The organism is Oscillatoria sp. HE19RPO (assembly GCF_024220515.1).
GTDB lineage: Bacteria > Cyanobacteriota > Cyanobacteriia > Cyanobacteriales > Laspinemataceae > Laspinema.
This window is the reverse complement of record NZ_JAMXOT010000277.1, coordinates 1-22662: the sequence shown is the minus strand read 5'-3', so window position 1 is coordinate 22662 and position 22662 is coordinate 1. Positions and strand designations below refer to the sequence as shown.

The following is a 22662-nucleotide window of genomic DNA, read 5'->3' as shown; positions in this document are numbered from 1 at the left end:
GAGGAGCCATTTTATCTGTAGGGGCGATTCGCGAATCGCCTGTAAATATGGACTGGCGATTCCCGAATCGCCCCTACATTTATAGATGCAGGTCTATAAAAACCTGCACCCTGTTCTATCCCGTCAAATCGAGGAGCCATTTTATCTGTAGGGGCGATTCGCGAATCGCCTGTAAATATGGACTGGCGATTCCCGAATCGCCCCTACATTTATAGATGCCTAAATAAAAACCCGGCTATACGGACGAAGCCAGCCTTCGCTTTTCTGGAGAATTTTATAGACCTTTGACAACCGGATTCCGTATCAACCGTTATCTGTGGGTTCTGTCCGTGGGGAAGTCACTTGACCCGATCGCCACTTAGGAGCGATCAATCAATCTATTACTCTCCTGTGCGGCTTATGATTGCTGTAGGGACTTTGAACAGAGCCGCGAACGAACTGTAGAGGCACTTCAGGAAACGGGCGGCCCCACCTGAGTAGATGGCGGTTTACCCATTTTACAAGTCCCTTGTCCGGTTCTGGAAATTTCAAAGTAGGAGAGGATGGATGGAGTTAGAAAATTATTTTGATAAATTAGCTGCCGATGATATTCGCCTGAAAGGAACGCGCATCGGCATCGAGCATATTCTGTATCAATACATTCATCGCGCTCAAACCCCAGAGGCGATCGCTGAACAGTTTCGCACGGTTACCCTAGAACAAGTTTATGCCACGATTTTGTGCTATTTGCAGAACCAAGAGGCGATCGCTGCCTATCTGAGCGATTGGTTGGCCTGGAGCCACCAGATGCGGGAAGAACAACGGAAAAATCCCCCTCCATTCATCGAGAAGCTACGCCAGTTTAAATCCGAAAAATTGGCGGGGGTTGAAGCTCATGGTTTTTGAGGGAGTTAAATGGCAATTAGCTATTTGCTAACGGAGGAATCGAGTTGGTTTTGCTGTTGAATGTTGATGGTTCAATAGTGGCTTTTCATTCTTTAGAGAATAGAATTAAAGAAACTGCCATGCGGGGGGGACGGTTAGCCGAATCGCGGGTTTATTATTTCCATAACTGTCCGATGGATTATGTTGATGGGGGTCCGGGATATTCTCCAGCGGTGACGGTGGAAGAGATGTTAAGCGGGTTATCTCCCAATCTCGCCTGTCTGCTGATTTTTAGTGATGCGGGAGCGGCACGGGGGGCTATAGTAAAGATAGGTTAGAATTGACTGAGCAATTCTTGCGGGAGTGTCAACAACGCTTACGTTATCTGGTTTGGGTGAATCCTGTACCGAGGGAACGGTGGTAAATGACGACGGCTGGGGAAATTGCTGAGTTAATCCCGATGTTTGAATGCGATCGGCTTGGATTGCAAAATGCCGTTAAGGTATTACGGGGTAATTTAGTGAATCATTCGTAACCTCAGAGCAGTTTTTAATCAAATTGTTAAGGGGATGACTGTATGAATATGAAAGACGAATTACAACAAAGACGAGATGAAATTTTAGCCATTGCACAACAGCATGGTGCGTTTAATGTGCGGATATTCGGTTCCGTAGCGAGGGGAGAAGAACGGGAGGATAGTGATATTGATTTTTTGATTGATTATGATTTAGCTAAAATCTCTTCCTGGTTTCCGGTGGGACTCATCCAAGATTTAGAACAACTCTTAAATCGAAAAGTTGATGTGGTAACGGCTAAATCATTACATTATTTTATTCGAGATAAAGTTATAGCAGAGGCCATTGAATTATGAAGGAGTATCGACTTTATTTGATTCACATCCGAGATTGTTTAAGGCGAGTGAAAGATTATACCAGTACAGGGAAAGATAGTTTTTATGAACAAATGTTAATTCAAGATGCCGTTCTGAGAAATCTGGAGGTGATGTGTGAATCCATTAAAAAATTACCTGATGAATGGAAAGCATCAGAACCTAATACCCCTTGGCATAAAATTGTTGGTTTTAGGAATAAATTAGCTCATCAATATTTAGATGTTGATTTAGATGTTGTCTGGGATATTGTTGAAAACTATTTACCAGAATTAGAAATATCCATTGAAAAAATAGCCGAGAAATTTTGGGGATAACCAAATTATTAACATTGACTCCATATCATGAAAGTGGAAGCCGCTCAACGTCGGATTAATACTTTTAAGAAAAGGTTTGGTGAGCCTCACCTTTTGTTGGCTTATCATGCGGCGTTACCTTTGGCGATAACTCCCGATTTGCTTTATAAGATTTGGGTGGATTTTCCGCAGGATATTCATAATGAATTTATGGATATTCCTTGGATTGCGGTTTCGGATTTAATTTTATCGAGTTTGTGTGATGAGGTGTGGCATGAATTGTATGCAATTGATGCCACAGTCCGCCAAGAATTGTTAGACCAGTTCAAAGCTAATCCTCGATTTACAGAACAACGCCTGAAGGAAGTGGCGAGTTTTTTATTGGAGTATGTGCAGGGAGATTTAGACAGTGAGGATAGTTATGATCGAGAGTTTGCCCAGTCGCAAAGTTGGGCGGCTTGGGCTTATCAAGAACCGGAGAAATCAGTGGAGTTATTGGCGGCGGCTTTCCGGCGGGCCTATGAAGAAAACCCCAGAGATTTAATGCGGCTGGCGACGCTGACGGAGATGATTGGTCACTCGATTGAGGAGTTTGACCGCCTGAGAATTTTTGCCCGGGCGATGGTTCATTATCGCCGCAAGAAGTTTGAGGAAGCGAAGGCAGCAATTGCAGAGTTACCGACTGAAGACGGGGTGGTTTCTGTGGGTGACAATATTAAGATTCCCATTCCCCGAGAGTTGTTACCTGTCATCAAGACTGTTGACAATAAAGAAATCGCTAAGTTGCTTAAAGTTATTGAAAATACTCAGTCTGAACTTACCTGTAAGGATGCGATTGAGAGTTTAGAAAAAATCGGTTTCGGAAATCCTGAAGCTCTTGCTGGGTTAGTTCAAGTTATTGAAAATACTCAGAATTATCGTACCTGTAGGGATGCGATTGAGAGTTTAGGGAAAATCGGGGTCGGAAATCCTCAAGCTATTGCCGGGTTAGTTCAAGTTATTGAAAATACTCAGAATGAATATACCCGTAGGGAGGCGATCGCCAGTTTAGAGAAAATCGGGGTCGGAAATCCTCAAGCTATTGCCCGGTTAGTTCAAGTTATTGAAAATACTCAGAATGAAGATACCTGTAGGGAGGCGGCTGAGAGTTTAAGCACAATCGGTGTCGGAAATCCTCAAGCTATTGTCCGGTTAGTTCAAGTTATTCAAAATACTCAGAATGAAGATACCTGTAGGAAGGCGATCGCCAGTTTAGAGAAAATCGGAGTCGGAAATCCTCAAGCTATTGCCCGGTTAGTTCAAGTTATTAAAAATACTCAGAATGACCGTAACCGTTGGCAGGCGGCTTGGAGTTTAGGGAAAATCGGTGTCGAAAATCCTCACGCTATTACTGAGTTGGTTCAAATTATTAAAAATACTCAGGATGAACTTAACCGTTGGCCGACGATTGAGAGTTTAGGAAAAATCGGTGTCGGAAATCCTCAAGCTATTACTGAGTTGGTTCAAGTTATTCAAAATACTCCGAATGAACATACCCGTTGGCAGGCGGCTGAGAGTTTAGGAAAAATCGACCCCGGAAATCTACAAGCTATTGCTGGGTTATTTCAAGTTATTCAAAATACTGAAAAGCAAGATACCTGTAGGCGGGCGGTTGAGAGTTTAGAGAAAATCGGTGTCGGAAATTCAGAAACTATTTCTGGGTTAGTTCAAGTTATTCAAAATACTCAGAATGAACGTAACCGTAGGCAAGCGGCTGAGAGTTTAGAGAAAATCGACCCCGGAAATCCTCAAGTTATTGCTGGGTTAGTTCAAGTTATTCAAAATACTCAGAATGAATATACCCGTAGGGAGACGATCGCAAGTTTAGGGAAAATCGGGGTCGGAAATCCTCAAGCTATTGCGGGGTTGGTTCAAGTTATTGAAAATACTCAGAATGAATATACCCGTAGGGAGACGATCGCAAGTTTAGAGAAAATCGGGGTCGGAAATCCTCAAGCTATTGCCGGGTTGGTTCGACTTATTGAAAATACTCAGGATGAATGTACTCGTAGGCGGGCGATCACAGGTTTAGGGGAAATCGATCCCGGAAATTCTCAAGCTATTGCGGAGTTGGTTCAACTTATTATTGAAAATAATCAGCATACACCTATCCGTAAGTGGGCGGCTGAGAGTTTAAGCACAATCGGTGTCGGAAATCCTGAAGCTATTGCCGGGTTAGTTCAAGTTATTCAAAATACTCGGGATGAAGATATCCGTAGGTGGGCGGCCTATAGTTTAGAGAAAATCGACCCCGGAAATCCTCAAGCTATTGCGGGGTTACTTCAAGTTATTGAAAATACTCAGAATGAATATACCCGTAGGTGGGCGATTGAGAGTTTAAGCAAAATCGGGGTCGGAAATCCTGAAGCTATTGCTGGGTTAGTTCAAGTTATTCAAAATACTCGGGATGAAGATACCCGTAGGGAGGCGATTGAGAGTTTAAGAAAAATCGACCCCGGAAATCCTCAAGCTATTGCCGGGTTAGTTCAAGTTATTCAAAATACTCAGAATGAACTTACCCGTAGGCGGGCGGCTGAGAGTTTAGAGAAAATCGGGGTCGGAAATCCTGAAGCTATTGCCGGGTTAGTTCAAGTTATTCAAAATACTCAGAATGAATATACCCGTTGGCAGGCGGCCTATAGTTTAGGAAAAATCGACCCCAGAAATCTTCAAGCGATCGCGGCGTTAGTTCAAGTTATTCAAAATACTCAGAATGAATATACCCGTTGGCAGGCGGCCTATAGTTTAGAGGAAATCGACCCCGGAAATCCTCAAGCTATTGCGGGGTTAGTTCAAGTTATTGAAAATACTCAGAATGAATATACCCGTTGGGAGACGATCGCAAGTTTAGGGAAAATCGGTGTTGGAAATCCTCAAGCTATTGCTGGGTTGGTTCAAGTTATTGAAAATACTCAGGATAAACATACTCGTAGGCGGGCGGCCTATAGTTTAGAGAAAATCGGGGTCGGAAATCCTGAAGCTATTGCGAGGTTAGTTCAAGTTATTGAAAATACTCAGAATGAATATACCCGTAGGCAAGCGGCTGAGAGTTTAGGGAAAATCGACCCCGGAAATCCTGAAGCTATTGAGGGGTTGGTTCAGGTTATTGAAAATACTCAGGATGAAAATACTCGTTGTCAGGCGACTAAGAGTTTAGAGAAAATTGGGGTTGGAAATCCTCAAGCTATTGCTGGGTTAGTTCAAGTTATTCAAAAAACTAAGAATAAAGATATCCATTGGCGGGCGGCCTATAGTTTAGAGAAAATCGACCCCGGAAATCCTCAAGCTATTGCTGGGTTAGTTCAAGTTATTGAAAATACTCAGAATAAATATATCCGTAGGTGGGTGGCAGAGAGTTTAGAGAAAATCGGTGTTGAAAATCCTGAAGCTATTGCTGGGTTGGTTCAAGTTATTCAAAATACTCAGTCTGAACTTACCCGTAGGGAGGCGATTGAGAGTTTAAGCAAAATTGGTGTCGAACATCCTGAAGCGATCGCTGTGTTACTTCAAGTTATTGAAGATACTCACGATGAATATACCCGTTTACAGGCGGCAGAGAGTTTAGAGAAAATAGACCCCGGAAATCCTGAAGCTATTGCCGGGTTACTTGAAGTTATTGAAAATACTCAGAATGAATATACCCGTAGCAGGGCGGCTGAGAGTTTAAGGGAAATCGGTGCCGGAAATCCTCAAGCTATTGCTGGGTTAGTTCAAGTTATTGAAAATACTCAGGATGAACGTAACCGTAACAGGGCGGCAGAGAGTTTAGAGAAAATAGACCCCGGAAATCCTACAGCTATTGCCGGGTTGGTTCAAGTTATTGAAAATACTCAGAATGAATATACCCGTTGGGAGGCGATCGCAAGTTTAGGGAAAATCGGTGTTGGAAATCCTCAAGCTATTGCCGGGTTGGTTCAAGTTATTGAAAATACTCAGAATGAATATACCCGTAGCAGGGCGGCTGAGAGTTTAGGGGAAATCGGTGTCGGAAATCCTCAAGCTATTGCCGGATTGGTTCAAGTTATTGAAAATACTCAGAATGAATATACCCGTAGGGAGGCGATCGCAAGTTTAAGAAAAATTGACCCTGAAAATCCTAATCTGTGAATCAATGTGCTTTGATTCTTATCACTACCCAGAAATACCGCCACTGTTTCCCACTCCTGTGCAATCCATCCGGCCCGTGGGACCACCTGGCCCAATTTGGATTTATTCCCTTATTCCTTGTTCCCTTAACTGTGCATCCACCCAAGCCGCTTCAGATTCAGCTAAAGCGGGGATGGGTTCAGTCTGATAATCAATCACAAAATCATAGCCTGCGCGGTCATAAAGATGATTTAATAACTGGTTTAAATCAATCATCGGTTCCGTATCCCCAGAACGTAGCGGTAGGGGAAACGTGGGAATTGTATCGGGTAAATTAAACAGATATAAGTCTGCATAAGGACGCCGATCGCCTCGACTGACCAGAATCCGATAATGCGCCTCCACATCGTTTCCTAAAACCGGCATCGGTTCCCCACCCCGCAACAGGTCAATTTCCACCAAATGGGTCCGACTGGCTAAAATGCGGCTGCGCTTTTCTTCATACATCTCCCGCCCTTTTCCCGGGCGTTTATTGGCAGGAGAAAGCACCTCGATCGCCGTTACCACTTCCCCCGTTGCCATCTCCCGCACTTCTAAATATGCCTCCCGAAATTCCATCCTCATCGGCACTTGCACCTGAAGGGGTTTTTGAGTCGGAGGCGCTGCCACTGCTACATTAGACTCTCCCGGTGGTGCAGGGGTACGACGCTGCACAATGACATCAGGAATTCCCACCAATAAACTCTCATTTCCCGCACTTTCATACACCCGTTTTTCCAGGGCAACTCGATATTTAGGTCGCAACTGCGGGACTAATGATTCCAGAAGGAGGCTGATCAACAAGTGATGCACCTCGGGCCAAAAATTTGGCCCTTCTAAATACGGATCCATCCCAACAAACGGTGAAGGCATCGTCGTAATTTCTCCTTAAAAAACTTGGTATTTTTGGCTTTACTCTATGCCAATATCCATCTCTAATAGTCTTTTTCCATGAATTACTGCTGCAATGGTTACCGTTTCATCCTGAACCCGATAGATGATGCGATAGCTATAGGCGATTTTTTCCCGAATCATCTCATCCTCAAACTCCGGTACAATGCGTCCAGAGAAAGGAAAATTACTCAAATTGCGGGTTAGGTCGAGCATTTTTTGAACGATCGCTGCTGCATAAGACCGTGAGTCCCGTGCTATGTAAGTAGCTATTGCATCAACATCATCTATAGCTTTGGAAGACCAAACTACTCGATAAGCCATTTACTTAACCGTTTTTCTACCTCTTGTTGTGAAATGACACCTTCAGTGTCAGCAACTTGTAATCCCTGACGCACTTTTTCAAGTACATATAAATGGTATTGTACATCTTCGAGGGAGCAATCTTCAGGTAATTTGCTCAACAAAGTTTTTATTTGTTCTTTGGTTTGGCTCATAAAATTCTGTTACCTCGGGGGAGTATTTTTAGGAAATAGATTGTTAAATGAAGAAGGACTCATTATTAACTGGGTGCGTAAAATCAAAAATAAAAGCAACCCGGTTTATTCAAACTAAATGTACAACAACTTCCTTGTATTCAATCATGGTCTGATACCAAATCCGGTTGTCTCAACTCGATTCTCGCTCTTAGCCCGCGCAGGCGGGCTTCGTCCGTATAGCCCCAGGCTTGAGCCTGCGGGGCTTTTTTCAGATTCTTAGCCCGCGCAGGCGGGCTTCGTCCGTATAGCCCCAGGCTTGAGCCTGCGGGGTTTTTTCAAACCTTCGACAACCGGATTCCGTATGAGAACTAGAAATTAGCCCGATCGCGATTGGCAACCTTCATCTTTTCAATCACCTCTGCCACCGCCATCGTTCCCAACTCACCGCCTGCGCGGGTGCGAATACTTAACTGATTCGCTTCCACTTCTTTAGCCCCAACCACAGCCATCACCGGAATCTTTTGCTTTTCTCCATTGCGAATCAGCTTCCCTAAACGCTCTCCACTGGTATCCGCTTCAGCCCGAATTCCCTCAATTCGCATCTGAGTCGCCACCTCTTTCGCAAACGGTAAAAATTCATCACTCACCGGCAATAACCGCATTTGAATCGGCGCTAACCAGAAGGGGAAATCCCCCGCATATTCCTCAATTAAAATCCCAATCAGCCGTTCCAATGACCCAAAAGGCGCACGGTGAATCATCACCGGACGTTTGCGAGTGCCGTCTTCTCCCACATATTCTAATTGGAAGCGTTCCGGCAAATTGTAGTCCACTTGGACCGTTCCTAATTGCCACTCGCGCTCAAGCGCATCCTGGAAAATAAAGTCCAGTTTTGGCCCATAAAATGCCGCTTCTCCTGGCGCTTCAAAAGACTCCATTCCCAGGGTGTCAACGGCGCGACGAATGGCATTTTCTGCCTTATTCCATGCCTCATCCGACCCGATATATTTATCCGATTCTGGGTCACGGAAACTCAACCGGGCTTTAAAGTTTTTCAGTTGCAAACTATTAAAGACCGATAAGATTAAATCCACCACACTCAGGAATTCATCATCCAGTTGTTCTGGAGTCACGAACAGGTGGGAATCATCCACGGTAAAGCCCCGAACTCGGGTTAATCCGCCCAATTCTCCCGATTGTTCATAGCGGTAAACCGTGCCAAATTCCGCTAGACGCATGGGTAAATCCCGATAGGAACGCAACTCGTTTTTATAAATTTGGATATGGAACGGACAGTTCATGGGTTTAAGCACAAACCCCCGTTCTTCTAAGGCGGATTCTTCATCCTCAGACATCATCGGGAACATATCCTCTTTATATTGTTGCCAATGACCGGAGGTTTTAAACAGGTCAATTCTGGCAATATGAGGCGTGACGACACCGAGATATCCGCGTTTGACTTGTTCCTGTTTGAGGAAGTCTTCGAGCACACTCCGTAGGACGGTGCCTTTGGGGGTCCATAAGGGCAATCCGGGACCTACGGGGTCGGCAAACAAAAATAGTCCCAGTTCTTTGCCGAGTTTGCGGTGATCTCGTTTGAGGGCTTCTTCTTTGCGTCTCTTGTATTCGGTGAGTTGTTCGGGGGTTTCCCAGGCGGTGCCATAGATGCGCTGGAGTTGTTGTTTGCTGGCATCACCGCGCCAGTAGGCCCCAGCTAAAGTTTCGAGTTCGATCGCCTTGGGGTGAAGTTCGCTGGTGTTTTCCACATGGGGACCCGCACACAAATCCCACCACTCTTCCCCAAGGTGATAGATGGTAATCGGTTCTTCTTTGATATCCCCGAGAATTTCTAACTTGTAGGGTTCATTAATGGCTTGGATGCGTCGGGTAGCTTCTTCTCGGGTGACTTCTTCGCGGGTGACGGGTAATTTCCGGTTGATGATTTTGACCATCTCTTTTTTGATGGCTTTGAGGTCCTGTTCGGTGAAGGTGTCAGGATTGTCAAAATCATAATAAAATCCATTGTCAATCCAAGGTCCAATGGTAACTTGGGCCTTGGGGAAAAGCTTCTGGACTGCCATCGCCATCACATGAGAGGTGGTGTGGCGAATCTTTTTGAGTTGCTCGGATTCGCCGGTACGCGGCAAGGAAATTTTTTCTGCGGGTGCTTCGACAGCCGGAGATGAGTTAGCCATTTGCGTTGGATTTTAATCTCGGATTTGTATTACCTTCTTTTCTATTTTAAAGGTTCGGTTCCCCAATGGGAGTGGTTGGCTGAAGTTGTTGCCACTGGTGCAAAATGTCGGTTGAAACCGACTGAAAATACCACGGGATAAGACTTTCAGTCGTCTTTAGACGACTTGGTTCTGTTAGGCCGCCAATCGTTTGAACGATTGGCGGCCGGGTGTTGCCACGGCTGCGCTAGACCGATCGCCAGCCAATTGTTACCAGGCGATCGCTAATCCCTTGTAAACTGTACCCGCATAATGTTAAGTTTTGTAAAATAAGTTAAAATTAGCCTCAGTACCCCGATTATCTAAAAATCATGCTCAATCCCAATCTTCCCGAGCCCAACTTACTCAAAACCCTACTAGAACCTTTATTAGAGGATTTTCAATATTGGTTTGCCCGATCGCGCAAGTTATTGGAAAATGAGGAAATCTCCTTTTTGGGGAAAGAGGGCCAAACCGAGTTACTCGCCCGAGTGCAATACGCACAGCAAGAAGTCACCACAGCTCAAATGCTACTCCGGGCCACAGAGGGCCAGGTGGGCGTAGAAATGGAAGTGCTGATGCCGTGGCACAAATTGCTAACCGAATGCTGGCAAGTCTCGATGCGGTTTCGTATGGAAAATTCCCTCTAGTCTGTCCTTGATGGAAGTTCCCTCGACCACCCCTAAATTAAATCTCTAGATCCACTTTAAGAGTAAACACTGAGCTATTAACTTCAGAAACACTCTTTAATCTAGCCCCTGAGTTACCCCTTAATCACCTGACTGCGCCGGAGAATATCAATATGCTGCACTTAGTTTACATTTTTGCCTTTACCATTTTGGCGTTTCTCGCTGTCGGAAACTTGATCCGCAGTTTGGTCATGCTCAGTAGTGAATCCAGAAACTATCCACCGGGACGGTGGAACTCTGGGTCCCCAAATTCCGCAATGGGACGCTATCAACGTCCGGTCCCCCACCCGGAACTGCTGGATGCGTCCGGAAATGTGGTCAATGAACCGTTGATGGTGATGAAATCCATGACGATGGATGATGCCCGAGAACGCCTTGATGCTTTATATGATGCCTCACCGGGAGCTTCTGGGGAGAGCAAGGAAGAAAAATAAGAATCAGCGCGTTGAGAGTGGATATTTTAGAAGTCTAAACTCTGACTCATACAATGCAAGGGTGCCGGTGAACTCAGGGTGTTGACCGGCTTTTGGCATGGGTAAGCAAAAAACGACAGACTTTGCCGCCTAAAAGGTTGCTAAAACTTCCTGAACCCAGGCGCGAAAGGCTTTCATTGTTTTATTTCTCCCTTCAGTTTTCGCTTGTTCTAAATATTGGGGAATGACTTCAGTTAGGGGAAAGTTGGGAAAAATTTGACTGCGATCGCCTTCTTGATAAGTGCCATCTTCTTGCAGTCGGCTAATTTTGAGGATTCCTTTCTCAAACTGCCATAATTCCGGTACTTTTAACCCTTGATAAATCATCGTATGGGTACGGGAGGTGACATCAATTTCTAAGGCTAAATCTGGAGGCGGATCTACGGTCAAATCTAATCGGTCCTTACCCCGCACTGCTGCCTCATGTTGGATATAAAAGCAATTATCCGGTTCGATGCCTTGTGCCATAACTTGATTTTTAAAAGTAGTCGAACCCAGGGACCAAAATTCAATGTCGAGTTCTTCTAGGAGAATTTCTACCAAGTTGCTAATTAAAACTTTCCCGATTTCGTGTTCTGGTAATGGGGTCATGATTTCTAAAGTTCCGTTATCGTAAGCAATTCGGGTTCCTCGATGTTCGCCTAAGTCTTCTAAAATGGCTTCAAATTCTTTCCAGCTTATATCTTTGAGTAAGACTCGCTGTCCCGGGGGAACGGTAATTCTATTGATTTCTAGTAGCATTTTTTAACTCCGAATATGATTTTTATTAAGCATTTTTATTCAGTATCATTTTTGAATAAAATCTAACAATTGGTGAGGGACAAGAACTAACTCACCGGATATCAATCGGTCTATTCCGACCCAGATGGCTTTTCCTTCCCGGTTTCCTTCAAAAAAGGGGATGGAGTCGAGTTCATAAAATTTGGAATCGCTAAAATCACAGCGATAGAGTTGAATGATTTCGTGGCCCGGTTTGCCGTTATAAATAAAAATATTTTCTAGGCAACCTAGGTAGTGAATATTGGTTAATTCCCCTTTGACTTCTTCTTGGAATTCCCGTTTTAAAGCCTCTACGCTGGTTTCACCAAAGTCAAGACCGCCTCCTAAAGGACGATAAAATGATTGGTGTTTGACTGAATCATAGCCTTCCGATACAAACAGGCGATTTGTGTCTTGAATTAGCCCTAATGTAATGACGCGAATTTTTGGTTTTTTACTCATGTTTTTAATAGATAAAATAAATTTTTCCCCAGGATTTATGCCTTTGGGGAGGTCTAACCCTAAATGTAGAGGCGATTCGCGAATCGCCTCTACATTTAGGGTTAAATGTTAGAGAGTGCGTAAGTCATGTCCCAGTGAATTTTACTGGGAAAATTGTCAATAAACAGACTAATTATTTTCAGCAAATCGGGAGCGGCTTTCACTATCAGCGACGGGCCAATCGGCATTTTCACCGCCGATAATTAGACGTTCGATGACTACAAATTCTTGACTGAGGCGATCGAGGGCATTAATCAGAACATCGAGGGCGATCGCATCACTGGTCCCGAGGTCAAACCAGCAGCGCCCCCAGGTCCCATTATATTCAAAGTCTCCCATATTGTGCATCAGCGCCATCAAACTTTTTTCAGCAGTCACCGAATCATACTGCATATAGCTAATCTCTAATCCGGTGTCCTGAACTTGGAGATTTTCTGCATTAAATCCCCCCAGTTTGCCCAGAAAAAACCAAGAATCGAAGACTTCTTCAACATACTGCTTTTCACTCTTGCCCGGACTGGTGCTAAACTCTAACCAGATCCAGACATCAAAGGGGTTAAACTCCCGAAACTCTACTTGCATATTTCTGTGTCTCTACATCAAGGGGAGATTAAAGGTCAAAAAAACCGACGCCTTATAGAGTAACATATCGATGCGTCGGTTCATTATTTCCGGGGAGAGATGTTGGAGGTTATCGGGAGGCAGCGGCTAACTCTTGCATTTTGCGAACATTGCGATCGCGTTCTCGTTGCAGTTGCCGTCTTAAGGTTTCTGGGAATTTTTCCTCGGATTGAACAAGGGCTGTCTGAAAATGAGATTCAGCTTGTTGCAGCAATTCCATATTATCCAGATCATTACCTTTTTTAACCAGAATTTGTCCTTTCAAATAAAACAGTTCTGGATTATCCGGGGTAATTTCTAAAGCCCTATTCACCGCAGATAACGCTTGATCCACATTATCTAAATCGCGATGGCCCACGGCAATTCCCCGATAGGCTAAATAAGAAGGGGCCGCATAATTTTCCAAGCGGGCGATCGCATCATCGGCATTGGCAAAAGGCAGATTCACTGCCAACATTAAATCCATGAAGCCTTTAATCAGATTTAACTCCGGATCATTCGCCTCAATTTTTTCTGCCGCATCAAAATGCTTGAACACTTCTCGCAGTTTCCCCATTGCTTTGGGAACTCCACGCAACGTTCCTTCGGTGCTGATAATATAACCGCCCTCTAAAAAATGACCCACAGCGATATACAGATTGCCGCGTAAAGGATTCTCAGTCAACAAAGATTCAGCAGCGGTGCGAGTGCGGGTTGCATAATTATTTAAGCGATCCCAGTCTTCATCTAAATAGGCCAAAGCCCCCTGCATCGCATAGACTAAAGGTTCATTGGGTTCAGTTTGTTCAGCTTGTTGGAGTTTGCGGAGTGCCTCTTGATAATTTCCCTGTTCAAAGAGGGTTCTAAATGCAGTTGCAGTGCGATCGCCAATTTCATGACGATTTTCGGTGCGGAACGGGTCTAAAGCCAGAGTCGGACTGATACTGAAAGTCAAGGCAATCGCCGCACTGCCTGCGATCGCAGCGAGCAACCGACCCGCCATAGAAAACCGATAGTTCATACTCTACCTCGTCTGTTGTGCCTCGATGATGCCAAAAAATCCTAAATCCCCCTTGAGTCGCGATCGACCCAGGCCGATTATTTTCATTTTAGAATTTTAATCCCGTTACAGCAGAAGTCCGGGCTAAAACGCGATCTGTTCAACTCTAAGCTGTTACTGACGCCCTGATTAGGGGCAAGTTCCAAACCGTCCTGGAGTAGTTTAATCCGGTTAAGTTTGTCACAATAGACATAGACATCTGAGCAGCACAACGCTGTGGAGTCTGTACAGTATCGTTTAATCCCCCTATTGTTGACAAGGGTTTCAATGCTTTATCTGAAAAACCTAACTTACCATCCCACCGCGACTCCCACCCCGATTCTCAAGTCGCTTAACCTAGAATTTGCCCCACAACAGTTAGGCTTGATTATTGGGCCCAGCGGTTCTGGTAAATCCACCTTGTTAGAAATTTTGGGCGGGTTGGCAGAAAAAACCCAAGGCGAGATTTTCTGGCGGGATCAACTCTTGACTCCAGCTCATTTGCAACAACTAGGGGGGTTAGTGTTTCAGTTCCCCGAACGGCATTTTTGTTGTGGGACTCTGTTGGAAGAGTTGCGCTTGGGACATCCGGAACTGGGGTCTGAACGGGTCCATGAGGCGTTGCAAGAAGTGGGTCTGGATGGGTTATCGTTGCAGACAGCGCCCCAATCCCTCAGTGGGGGACAGCAGCGGCGACTCGCATTGGCAGTACAATTAATTCGGCAGCCTCATTTGCTGTTACTGGATGAACCGACGGCGGGTTTAGATTGGTCGATGCGACGCAATTTAGTCATGCTGTTGGCGAAGTTGAAGAAGCACTGGAGTTTGTTGGTGGTGACCCATGATGCCGGGGACCTGTTGGCGATCGCCGATTGTTGTTGGACCCTCAATCACGGGGAACTCCAAAGTGTTGAACCCAATAAACTCGCCATCAGCACTCAACTCTCGGTGGTTAGTTCTTGATTGACTCTCAACCTAACCGTTTGTAGTAACGACTTCAGTCGTTAAAATCTGGATTCCCCCCCCACCCAAACCTCAGAAAGACCCAAAATTGCTTGCATTTGAACGACGAACTATGAGTGAACCTGATCAACCCATCCTGCCTAACCATGTCAAGTTATGGGAAAAAACCATGAATTGGCAGCCTGATGCGGGTCATCTGCTGGAATTTCAAAGCCTATATGAAGGCATTCTCCAAGGGAATCAATCCCTAAATTTAACTCGCATTACTGCACCAGATGAGTTTTGGGAAAAGCATCTGTGGGATTCTCTGCGCGGAATTACGCCCTTATTATCTCAACCGTTGGGTTCTCCCTCGGAGTCAGTCTCTTCCCCAACAACGGGGATGGTTCCTGCGGAAGGGGGGGATGGGTCCGTTCGGGCGATCGATATTGGTACCGGGGCGGGTTTTCCGGGGTTGCCAGTGGCGATCGCTTGTCCCGAGTGGCAGGTGACTCTCTTGGACTCGACGCGCAAAAAAATTACGTTTCTCCAGGGTTTGATTAACCAGTTGGGGATGGAAAATGCCCGGGCAATTGTCGGCAGGGTGGAAGAGATTGGGCGTGCAGTTGAACATCGGGAACGGTATGATTTTGCCTTTGCGCGGGCGATCGGGCCGACGATGGTTTGTGCAGAATATGCCCTTCCCTTGGTGAAAGTTGGCGGGTTGGCGATTCTGTATCGCGGTCATTGGACTGAGGAAGAGGCGCAAGTGGTCTCGGTTGGGGTTGAGCAACTGGGGGGAATCGTGGATTTTGTGGAGAAATTTACGACCCCGCTTACGGATAGTGTTCGCACTTGCGTTTATTTGCGAAAGGTTGCGCCGACTCGTCCTGAATTTCCCCGGGCGGTGGGGATACCGGCTCAAAATCCTCTGGTGTAATCGGGGGTTGGAGGTTTTGGGGGAGCATGAGAGGGGGAATGTGAGAGGGGGTTGAGAACGACTGAAGTCGTTACTACGAACATGAGAAGATAACGACTGAAGTCGTTACTACGAACATGAGAGAACGCCTGAAGGCGTTACTACGAACTTAAGAGAACGACTGAAGTCGTTACTACGAACGGGTGGAGGCTGCTGTTTACTGGTTCGTATTTATTAAGAGGCGGTGACGACGCGATCGCGACCGGCTGCTTTGGCTTGATAGAGGGCGACATCGGCGGCACGGAGGACGGCTAGTCCGGTTTTGCCATGTTGGGGAAAGCTGGCAACGCCTAAGGAGAGGGTGATGCAGCCGAGGGATTGGCCCGCATATTCGACTTGTAACAATTTTATTTTTTTTCGCAAGCGTTGGGCGCGTTCTTGAGTGACGCTTAAAGGTGCTTCGGGTAAAATGAGGGTAAACTCTTCCCCTCCATAGCGACAGGGGATATCCGTGGGGCGGATATTTTTTTGGAAAAACTCTCCCAATTGTCGTAAGACTTGATTTCCCGCTTCATGACCGAAGGTATCGTTAAATTCTTTGAAGTGATCCACATCGATCATGATCAGGGAGAGGGGATATCCTTTGAGTTCAGCTTGATAGACTTCCCGTTCCAGGGCTTCTTCTAAATAGCGACGATTGTATAAGCCGGTTAGGGGGTCGCGGATGCTTTGGTTATGGAGGGTTTCTCGCAATTTTAAATTGGCTAAGGCGAGGGCAATATGTTCGGCAACTGTCATGGCTAACAGTTGGGTTGTATTGGATAAGGGTCCTTTATCTGGGGCGCATAAATAGAGGACACCGAGGGCTTTTCCCTGAGCCATCATCGGGACGCAGCAATATTCAGCGGGTAAGAGATTTTGATGGAGGTGTTGGCAAATTAAGCCATTTTGCATATTCCCGACAAAATGCACCCGTCCTCGTCGCAATGCCCAACATTCATTGGGGGCAAATAGTTTCTGACTGCTAAAGGTAATTCCCCAACTGGCAACGACATCGAGCAAATTATTGAGGGAGTTAATAATAAAAACTGCCCCGGGAATGTTGGGAAAGAGTAATTTGCAGGATTGGGCGATCGCACTGTAGGCTTCTTTGACGGTTAGGCAAGCTTGCAGCAAATCGCTCATTTCACTGAGTAAGATTAATTCGCGCTGACGGACTTCTAGTTCTAGGGTTTTTTGGTGTAAGGCTTCCTGAGCTTGCTTGCGTTCCTCAATTTCTTCTAGGGCGCGATCGCGCATGGACCGATAATCCTGAAGGCGGCGGGTGAGGTCCGTGACATCTTCAATGGCTAACAGGGCGTAAAATCCCTGATTGTCAAAGGATTTCACCCCAGTTACCGTGGTATGTTGGATCCGCAATTCCCCATCGGGAAGGGGGGCCGGAATCAGGTGTTTGTGCAGTTGGGAGGAAAAAATAGTTGGAGGGCCGCCTTCAAAGACTTGTTGGAGACGGTGGTGATACTTCGGTTGGGTTAAATGAGGAAAGCGATCGCCTAAATTCTTGCCTACGATTTCGCTTTTTGAAATTTTTGTCCAATCCTCTAGGCAACTATTCCAAAACAGAACAATAAAATCTGACCGCAGGACGCAAGCACCAACAGGAACTCGGTCAAGAATTCCAAATTTCTCCTCAACCTGTTGGATCTCATTCATTCTTCCTCACCCTCTTCTATCCTATCTAGGGCTTTCAGTAAGGCATCAAAGGACCCGAGCTTAAAAATTAAGATAATATCTCCGGCAATTTGGAGCTGCTCAATCGTAAAGCGAGCCTGAGCTAATAAGACCGTGGTGTTAGGCTCTAATTGCTTAGAACTCAACAAGTGTTCGACGGTATCTTCTAAATACATGGGCAGGGAATAATTCAAATGCTGTCGGAGCAAATTGCTCATTGAACCCATCACCCCATTGATCACAATATTGCCCACTTCTGTGAGCGTCCCAATTTTGACGGCATCGAGGTCGGGAGTTCCGACTTCCTCATTAGTCAATAAGGCCACTAATTTAGAGGCGCTATCTGTGGGAAAAACAAGCTGGGCTAGACCACTAAATGAGCCTGTAAAGCCAAGGCGTACCGCTGAAACCAGAGAAACTCCCAGGCGATTTTCCAGTTCATCCTTCATTTTTCCGGGGGAAAACACGCGGATAAATGGAACCTGCAAGCGGATGTGGCACTCAATCATTTCATTGAGGACACTTGCTGCTCTGCCAACCCCAATATTGACCAATTCCTGCAAGGTATCCAGTTGGTCAACGGTTAAATTCATCGAGTATTCTCCTCTGTAAAACCCAATACTTTTTTCAGGGTATTATTCAATTCATCCGGTTTAGGCGGCTTATTGATCACTGCCTTTGCTCCCAAATCAAAACAGTGTTGACGGGAGGTTTCTTGAATATCGGCTGTAATAACAATAACAGGAATCTTGTAGCCGTTCTCCTTTAAAAAGGTTAAAACATCCCATCCGTCAAATTCCGGCATCAATAAATCTAATAGAATACAATCCGGCATTTCTTCATCTAACAGACCGATCGCCTCTCGTCCATTGGAGGCTTCTCGGGTAAGGTATCCCTGTTTCTGTAAGGATTTACAGATAACCCGACGGGTAAATTGTGCATCATCTACAATCAAAATTAACGGCATCGTTCTATTGTTTACACCAGATTAACGGCAAGGTTTATATCCTTTTTTGAGGTTCTTTTTCAATACAAGGTACGAAACATCGGTGCGTTGAGATGATCCCCCCTAAGAGCATCCATCACATCCATTAGAGTAGCGCAATCGTTAGGCGATCGCGTCTTTCAGCCGCAGACTGATCGAGTGCTACATCTGCCCATTGAATCACCCCGATCGCAGTGTAAGGTAATTTCCTCTGTGCGCCTCAAACTCTTCCTGATTGCCGAGGGACCGCTTCGGAACCCATCGTTGTATTCCCGTCATCCCGCCTGCTGTCAATCAGGCAAGTCATCATCGGAATCATCAAGCAGGGATTCAGTCCCCTGAAAACAACCCGGTTTGTCTCCCCAGACCTTTCACCCATTAGCCAAGAATTAGGAACAGAGGCCCAGTTTCTGGTCCTACTGACTTAATCCTGTAGGAATGTCCTAAAATTGGGATAGCGATGGAGACCAAGATTCTCGCTCATCCGGTCAATCCCTCAGCCCTTGGGACCCCTCGTTGCTTCCAGGCCACCCCCAGCCTGAGATCAAAGAATTTGCACCCCGATGTTTCGGATTCCTACCCGATTCAATTCTTTGTGCTGGGTACTGATTTGACTATCATGGCAGAAAAGCGCAAACAAAAATTTATAGTTTGATGAAGGCAGGGATGTGGTGCTAATTATTTGTCCGGGAATTCACGAGGAGAACCTGACTCAGAGTTTTGTCTCGACTTTGCTGCCGAACCTTGTCTCGTCGGATACCACTCCCCCGGTTTGGATTCTCCCCCCTGGCGATCGCCCCTATTTTCCTCTGGAAATCTTGCAGTTTTTGCACCAAAGTGGGGCGATCGACTGGAATAGACCCGCATCCACTGAACCCCTAATCTGGATCGGATTCAGCGCGGGAGTCGTCGGTGCAATTGGGGCCGCCTGGGGGTTATATTCTCTTCAATGTCCGATTCAAGCCTTCATTGCCATTGATGGTTGGGGGGTCCCGCTATTTGCACCCTTTCCCATCCACCGAGTCAGTCACGATTATTTTACTCACTGGAGTTCTGCTCTGTTGGGACCGGGAGGGGAGAGTTTCTATGCGGATCCCCCGGTGGAACATTTGGCGTTGTGGCGATCGCCGAACTCTGCCCTCGGTTGGAGCCTTCCCCCGCATGGTTCTATCTCGTCCCCTCAGCGGACCACCGCCCTTGAGTTTTTAAGGGGGGCGATCGGTGCAAGGTGAACCCAGAGGAATCAGGGAGAAATTTAGGCAGACAGAAGCAGTAGCAAGCTTTGGCAGTAGGAAAAAAGAGCGTTGCACGAAAAAGGCGATCGCAGGCTGTCGAAAATACGAGATAATAGCCACAGCAAGAACCAACCGAGGATCGACTCCTAGTGCAACGCTACAGGAAGGGAGTAATACAGTTGTTTTGTATGTAAATTTATATTAACCCCAAAAACCATAAACAGAAAGAGCAATTATTTATGAATATAATAGACTGAAGTCTATACTGAAGGGTTATTCTTAGGAGAAAGGGCATTGAAGCAGTCAACCCTGCACCAGCTTAGAGTCTTTGAAGCCGTGGCTCGCCATAAGAGCTTTACTCGGGCTGCTGAAGAACTATTTTTAACGCAACCCTCGGTTTCGATGCAAGTGAAACAGTTGGCGAAGTCGGTGGGAATGCCACTGTTTGAACAAGTCGGGAAACGGCTCTATTTGACGGAAGCGGGAGATGAATTATTAGGGACTTGTCGAGATATTTTCGATCGCCTCTCCCAATTTGAAATGACGGTGGCGGATCTGCAAGGTCTCAAACAGGGACAATTAAAACTCAGCGTGATTACCACGGCCAAATATGTCATTCCTCGCTTACTCGGGCCATTTTGTCAACGCTACCCGGGAATTGACGTCTCCCTCAAGGTGACGAACCACGAAGGATTGCAGGAACGGCTCAATGACAATCTTGATGATTTATATATTTTAAGCCAACCTCCGGCGAGTCCGGATGTCTCCTGTCATGAGTTTCTGGACAATCCTCTGGTGGTGTTAGCACCGATGAGTCATCCCTTGGCATCGGAAAAAAATATCCCCATTGAACGCTTGAATGGAGAGCCATTTATCATGCGCGAACCGGGTTCGGGGACGAGGCAAGCGGTGCAAAAAATGTTTGAAGATCGGGGGGTGGCGGTGAAGGTGCGCCTGGATCTCGGGAGTAATGAAGCGATCAAACAGGCGATCGCCGGAGGATTGGGAATTTCTGTGCTCTCTCGTCATGTTTTGACCCTGGATGGTTGGCAGCATCAACTGACGATTCTGGATGTGGAGGGTTTTCCCATTCCTCGGCAGTGGTATGCCATTTATCCCAGTGGGAAACAACTTTCTGTGGTGGCGCGGACCTTTTTTGACTATCTTCTGAATGAAGGGAAGCAGGCGATCGAGAATTCCACGAGATTAGCGCAGCAGCAGCAGGAATAAATCGCCCCTTGCCGCAAAATCCGGCGAACCGAACACAGGCGATCGCCGGATTATTCTTGAGCTTACTTAATTGGAAACCTCAGTCATCTCAATCACCCGTCCTTGGCGATCTTTCACCAAGAAATTTAGGGGCTTTTCTCGGCGGATTTTGTACTTGACTCCACTCATTTGCACCCGCAAAAGCAGCTGTTCGAGGCAGTCATGGTCAAATCCCACATGGCGTTGTCGGTTCTTGCTGCCTAAACTCGCCCCAGAAATGACGTGCAGTTGAGTATTCTTCTGTAATTGATACCAGAGTCCATCAGGGCCCGCAATGGTTTGAGTCGCCGAGGACCCCATTGGGGAGGACATATAAAGGGGGTCGATGCCGGTGCCGCCCAGGGTTTGTTCGTAATTATAGTAATAATGTAAGGGGACTTCGGCTGCGGGCAGTTCCAGCAACCCTTCATAAAGCTGTCGGGCAGTCTCCAAATCTGAAACCATAATGGTGTAAACTTTCGGGGCGCTGGTGAGGAACATCCACATCGCCACGCCATAGGCGGCGAGTAGCATGACCATAATCCCCTGGGTCGAAAATAGACTATCCAGAGGCAGGGATGGCAGCAACGAGCTTAATGTTGGAGGAATGCTAACAGTTAGAGCCATGTACGTTTCAATAGGGTAAACCAAGGGTTAGATTGAGCGATCGCTTGCACCGTCGGGGTGGTGACCCCCTTCATTTTAAATCAATCTGTTTGTAATCAATTGTAACAAAGCTAGACAGAACTCATCCAAGCATCCGGTTAGGGTTGGGGATGCGAATTTGCCTCAACTGTGGATATATTACAAGCATCCGTCCGGGACATCTGGAGTCCTCTAGGGACTTTAACCCCCTGGTGGGTGATGCAACTGACCCGTTTTCAAAGGAAGTTCGACCTTATGCAACCGCCTGTTTTTTCTGAATGTCAGCATCCACTGGTGCAGTCGTTGTTTCAAAGAAGCGATCGCGAACTGTTGACCCTGTTTCAGCGCCACCCCGATGAAGGCAAATACTTCACCGCTATTTTTGGGCGCTACAGTTCCATCGTCTATACCCTCATTCAACATCAAGCCAAATCCCCGGTTCAAGGGGATTATCTCTTTGCCATGACTTGGCGGCATATCTATCACGAACTCCGGGGACTTGATTTACGCTTTGAGGAAGGCGCTTCCACTCCCTTTACCTTACAAACCTGGCTGATTAATATGACCGCTTGGTGTATCGAACACGCGGAATTACCCCCGGTTGAATCTATTCACTATTCCTTACAGACTTCCCCACCTCCGTTATGGTGTTATGTGGAACAAGCTTTAGATCTGCTCTCTCCTTTGTTAAGAATTACAGTATTAATGGCCCAGACTTTTCACTGGAGTGAAACTCGTATTTCGGCCTATCTGCAAGCGGAAGGAGAAACCATCGCCCCAGGGGAGGTCAAGGCATTACTGGAAGAAGGATATCAACGGTTAGAATCCGCCTTACCCACGGATATTAGAACCATTTATTTGGATGCTTTCCCCTCTCATTCCAATTCTGCCCCCGCTTTGCAAAACGCCACCTAATCTCATCCGGACATCGGATTAGGACAAGGCACTACCTTGTCCTAATCTTAGGGGATTCCAACAAATAAATCATCCTTGCTTTGATGCGATCGCACCTAACAAGGCTCTTTTAGCCCGCGCAGGCACCGCTTTGTCCGTGTAGCCCCAGGCTTGAGCCTGCGGGTTTTTTGAAGGTTTTATTTTTT

Annotated in this window: 24 protein-coding genes; 12 read left to right on the top strand and 12 right to left on the bottom strand. The window is 46.2% G+C overall.

The window, feature by feature from the left end; translation table 11 throughout:
• The first annotated feature begins 546 nt into the window (after positions 1 to 546).
• The 5 genes from NG833_RS22885 (at position 547) to NG833_RS22865 (ending at position 6195) form a co-directional block, all read left to right on the top strand.
• On the top strand, positions 547 to 885 hold the full coding sequence (locus NG833_RS22885; RefSeq protein ID WP_254567581.1) for a DUF433 domain-containing protein: 339 nt from the start codon (positions 547 to 549) through the stop codon (positions 883 to 885).
• Between the two features lie 77 nt (positions 886 to 962).
• Positions 963 to 1202: a hypothetical protein gene (locus NG833_RS22880; protein ID WP_254567580.1), complete on the top strand. Its 240-nt coding sequence runs from the start codon at positions 963 to 965 to the stop codon at positions 1200 to 1202.
• Between the two features lie 239 nt (positions 1203 to 1441).
• On the top strand, positions 1442 to 1735 hold the full coding sequence (locus NG833_RS22875) for a nucleotidyltransferase family protein (protein ID WP_254567579.1): 294 nt from the start codon (positions 1442 to 1444) through the stop codon (positions 1733 to 1735).
• Positions 1732 to 2070: a DUF86 domain-containing protein gene (locus NG833_RS22870; protein WP_254567578.1), complete on the top strand. Its 339-nt coding sequence runs from the start codon at positions 1732 to 1734 to the stop codon at positions 2068 to 2070. The genes NG833_RS22875 and NG833_RS22870 overlap by 4 nt, the downstream gene beginning before the upstream one ends.
• A 27-nt stretch (positions 2071 to 2097) precedes the next feature.
• Complete coding sequence (locus NG833_RS22865) at positions 2098 to 6195, top strand: HEAT repeat domain-containing protein (protein WP_254567577.1); 4098 nt, start codon at positions 2098 to 2100, stop codon at positions 6193 to 6195.
• Positions 6196 to 6297: 102 nt separating this feature from the next.
• Here NG833_RS22865 and NG833_RS22860 read toward each other — a convergent pair whose 3' ends face one another.
• From NG833_RS22860 to thrS, 4 genes are all read right to left on the bottom strand, one after another.
• Positions 6298 to 7086, bottom strand: coding sequence for a DUF4058 family protein (locus tag NG833_RS22860; protein WP_254567576.1), 789 nt, complete (start codon positions 7084 to 7086; stop codon positions 6298 to 6300).
• Positions 7087 to 7125: 39 nt separating this feature from the next.
• Positions 7126 to 7428 carry a type II toxin-antitoxin system RelE/ParE family toxin gene (locus NG833_RS22855; RefSeq protein WP_254567575.1) on the bottom strand — a complete coding sequence of 101 codons (303 nt, stop codon included), beginning with the start codon at positions 7426 to 7428 and terminating at the stop codon, positions 7126 to 7128.
• Positions 7413 to 7601 carry a hypothetical protein gene (locus NG833_RS22850; RefSeq protein ID WP_254567574.1) on the bottom strand — a complete coding sequence of 63 codons (189 nt, stop codon included), beginning with the start codon at positions 7599 to 7601 and terminating at the stop codon, positions 7413 to 7415. Before NG833_RS22850 ends, NG833_RS22855 begins: the two co-directional genes overlap by 16 nt.
• Before the next feature lie 350 nt (positions 7602 to 7951).
• Positions 7952 to 9778 carry a threonine--tRNA ligase gene (gene thrS / locus NG833_RS22845; protein WP_254567573.1) on the bottom strand — a complete coding sequence of 609 codons (1827 nt, stop codon included), beginning with the start codon at positions 9776 to 9778 and terminating at the stop codon, positions 7952 to 7954.
• Between the two features lie 350 nt (positions 9779 to 10128).
• Here thrS and NG833_RS22840 point away from each other — a divergent pair, with 350 nt between their 5' ends.
• Entirely contained in the window at positions 10129 to 10446 is a 318-nt protein-coding gene (locus NG833_RS22840; RefSeq protein ID WP_015149350.1) for a DUF2605 domain-containing protein, read from the top strand.
• 152 nt (positions 10447 to 10598) lie between these two features.
• A complete protein-coding gene (locus tag NG833_RS22835; protein ID WP_254567572.1) occupies positions 10599 to 10919 on the top strand; it encodes a DUF2973 domain-containing protein in 321 nt (106 codons plus the stop codon).
• Between the two features lie 129 nt (positions 10920 to 11048).
• Here NG833_RS22835 and NG833_RS22830 read toward each other — a convergent pair whose 3' ends face one another.
• The 4 genes from NG833_RS22830 to NG833_RS22815 form a co-directional block, all read right to left on the bottom strand.
• Entirely contained in the window at positions 11049 to 11699 is a 651-nt protein-coding gene (locus tag NG833_RS22830) for a Uma2 family endonuclease (protein WP_254567571.1), read from the bottom strand.
• Positions 11700 to 11744: 45 nt separating this feature from the next.
• Positions 11745 to 12179 carry an NUDIX hydrolase gene (locus tag NG833_RS22825; protein ID WP_254567570.1) on the bottom strand — a complete coding sequence of 145 codons (435 nt, stop codon included), beginning with the start codon at positions 12177 to 12179 and terminating at the stop codon, positions 11745 to 11747.
• Positions 12180 to 12347: 168 nt separating this feature from the next.
• On the bottom strand, positions 12348 to 12800 hold the full coding sequence (locus NG833_RS22820; RefSeq protein ID WP_254567569.1) for a DUF3531 family protein: 453 nt from the start codon (positions 12798 to 12800) through the stop codon (positions 12348 to 12350).
• A gap of 109 nt (positions 12801 to 12909) precedes the next feature.
• Positions 12910 to 13839: a Sll0314/Alr1548 family TPR repeat-containing protein gene (locus tag NG833_RS22815; protein ID WP_254567568.1), complete on the bottom strand. Its 930-nt coding sequence runs from the start codon at positions 13837 to 13839 to the stop codon at positions 12910 to 12912.
• A gap of 306 nt (positions 13840 to 14145) precedes the next feature.
• Here NG833_RS22815 and NG833_RS22810 point away from each other — a divergent pair, with 306 nt between their 5' ends.
• Both NG833_RS22810 and rsmG read left to right on the top strand, forming a co-directional pair.
• Positions 14146 to 14820: an ABC transporter ATP-binding protein gene (locus NG833_RS22810; protein WP_254567567.1), complete on the top strand. Its 675-nt coding sequence runs from the start codon at positions 14146 to 14148 to the stop codon at positions 14818 to 14820.
• Between the two features lie 112 nt (positions 14821 to 14932).
• Positions 14933 to 15739: a 16S rRNA (guanine(527)-N(7))-methyltransferase RsmG gene (rsmG, locus tag NG833_RS22805; RefSeq protein ID WP_254567566.1), complete on the top strand. Its 807-nt coding sequence runs from the start codon at positions 14933 to 14935 to the stop codon at positions 15737 to 15739.
• 213 nt (positions 15740 to 15952) lie between these two features.
• Here rsmG and NG833_RS22800 read toward each other — a convergent pair whose 3' ends face one another.
• The 3 genes from NG833_RS22800 to NG833_RS22790 are packed head-to-tail and all read right to left on the bottom strand — an operon-like array spanning position 15953 to position 18416.
• Entirely contained in the window at positions 15953 to 17431 is a 1479-nt protein-coding gene (locus NG833_RS22800; RefSeq protein ID WP_254567565.1) for a diguanylate cyclase, read from the bottom strand.
• On the bottom strand, positions 17428 to 18042 hold the full coding sequence (locus NG833_RS22795; protein WP_254567564.1) for a chemotaxis protein CheC: 615 nt from the start codon (positions 18040 to 18042) through the stop codon (positions 17428 to 17430). The genes NG833_RS22800 and NG833_RS22795 overlap by 4 nt, the downstream gene beginning before the upstream one ends.
• Complete coding sequence (locus NG833_RS22790) at positions 18039 to 18416, bottom strand: response regulator transcription factor (protein WP_254567563.1); 378 nt, start codon at positions 18414 to 18416, stop codon at positions 18039 to 18041. The genes NG833_RS22795 and NG833_RS22790 overlap by 4 nt, the downstream gene beginning before the upstream one ends.
• Before the next feature lie 686 nt (positions 18417 to 19102).
• On the opposite strand from NG833_RS22790, the gene NG833_RS22785 reads away from it, so the two are divergent.
• Both NG833_RS22785 and NG833_RS22780 read left to right on the top strand, forming a co-directional pair.
• Positions 19103 to 19666 carry a hypothetical protein gene (locus tag NG833_RS22785; RefSeq protein WP_254567562.1) on the top strand — a complete coding sequence of 188 codons (564 nt, stop codon included), beginning with the start codon at positions 19103 to 19105 and terminating at the stop codon, positions 19664 to 19666.
• A gap of 297 nt (positions 19667 to 19963) precedes the next feature.
• Positions 19964 to 20899, top strand: coding sequence for a LysR family transcriptional regulator (locus tag NG833_RS22780; protein WP_254567561.1), 936 nt, complete (start codon positions 19964 to 19966; stop codon positions 20897 to 20899).
• 66 nt (positions 20900 to 20965) lie between these two features.
• Here NG833_RS22780 and NG833_RS22775 read toward each other — a convergent pair whose 3' ends face one another.
• Complete coding sequence (locus tag NG833_RS22775) at positions 20966 to 21544, bottom strand: glyoxalase-like domain protein (protein WP_254567560.1); 579 nt, start codon at positions 21542 to 21544, stop codon at positions 20966 to 20968.
• 273 nt (positions 21545 to 21817) lie between these two features.
• On the opposite strand from NG833_RS22775, the gene NG833_RS22770 reads away from it, so the two are divergent.
• Positions 21818 to 22477 (top strand): sigma-70 family RNA polymerase sigma factor, encoded by a 660-nt coding sequence (locus NG833_RS22770; protein ID WP_254567559.1) that lies wholly within the window; start codon positions 21818 to 21820, stop codon positions 22475 to 22477.
• Positions 22478 to 22662 lie beyond the last annotated feature (185 nt).

Coding starts and splice junctions, on each gene's coding strand:
- NG833_RS22810 (WP_254567567.1), top strand. CDS start 14,146: ATGCTTTATCTGAAAAACCTAACTTACCATCCCACCGCGACTCCCACC.
- NG833_RS22885 (WP_254567581.1), top strand. CDS start 547: ATGGAGTTAGAAAATTATTTTGATAAATTAGCTGCCGATGATATTCGC.
- rsmG (WP_254567566.1), top strand. CDS start 14,933: ATGAGTGAACCTGATCAACCCATCCTGCCTAACCATGTCAAGTTATGG.
- NG833_RS22795 (WP_254567564.1), bottom strand. CDS start 18,042: ATGAATTTAACCGTTGACCAACTGGATACCTTGCAGGAATTGGTCAAT.
- NG833_RS22840 (WP_015149350.1), top strand. CDS start 10,129: ATGCTCAATCCCAATCTTCCCGAGCCCAACTTACTCAAAACCCTACTA.
- thrS (WP_254567573.1), bottom strand. CDS start 9,778: ATGGCTAACTCATCTCCGGCTGTCGAAGCACCCGCAGAAAAAATTTCC.
- NG833_RS22830 (WP_254567571.1), bottom strand. CDS start 11,699: ATGCTACTAGAAATCAATAGAATTACCGTTCCCCCGGGACAGCGAGTC.
- NG833_RS22865 (WP_254567577.1), top strand. CDS start 2,098: ATGAAAGTGGAAGCCGCTCAACGTCGGATTAATACTTTTAAGAAAAGG.
- NG833_RS22875 (WP_254567579.1), top strand. CDS start 1,442: ATGAATATGAAAGACGAATTACAACAAAGACGAGATGAAATTTTAGCC.
- NG833_RS22860 (WP_254567576.1), bottom strand. CDS start 7,086: ATGCCTTCACCGTTTGTTGGGATGGATCCGTATTTAGAAGGGCCAAAT.
- NG833_RS22790 (WP_254567563.1), bottom strand. CDS start 18,416: ATGCCGTTAATTTTGATTGTAGATGATGCACAATTTACCCGTCGGGTT.
- NG833_RS22825 (WP_254567570.1), bottom strand. CDS start 12,179: ATGAGTAAAAAACCAAAAATTCGCGTCATTACATTAGGGCTAATTCAA.
- NG833_RS22815 (WP_254567568.1), bottom strand. CDS start 13,839: ATGAACTATCGGTTTTCTATGGCGGGTCGGTTGCTCGCTGCGATCGCA.
- NG833_RS22870 (WP_254567578.1), top strand. CDS start 1,732: ATGAAGGAGTATCGACTTTATTTGATTCACATCCGAGATTGTTTAAGG.
- NG833_RS22775 (WP_254567560.1), bottom strand. CDS start 21,544: ATGGCTCTAACTGTTAGCATTCCTCCAACATTAAGCTCGTTGCTGCCA.
- NG833_RS22770 (WP_254567559.1), top strand. CDS start 21,818: ATGCAACCGCCTGTTTTTTCTGAATGTCAGCATCCACTGGTGCAGTCG.
- NG833_RS22850 (WP_254567574.1), bottom strand. CDS start 7,601: ATGAGCCAAACCAAAGAACAAATAAAAACTTTGTTGAGCAAATTACCT.
- NG833_RS22820 (WP_254567569.1), bottom strand. CDS start 12,800: ATGCAAGTAGAGTTTCGGGAGTTTAACCCCTTTGATGTCTGGATCTGG.
- NG833_RS22855 (WP_254567575.1), bottom strand. CDS start 7,428: ATGGCTTATCGAGTAGTTTGGTCTTCCAAAGCTATAGATGATGTTGAT.
- NG833_RS22835 (WP_254567572.1), top strand. CDS start 10,599: ATGCTGCACTTAGTTTACATTTTTGCCTTTACCATTTTGGCGTTTCTC.
- NG833_RS22800 (WP_254567565.1), bottom strand. CDS start 17,431: ATGAATGAGATCCAACAGGTTGAGGAGAAATTTGGAATTCTTGACCGA.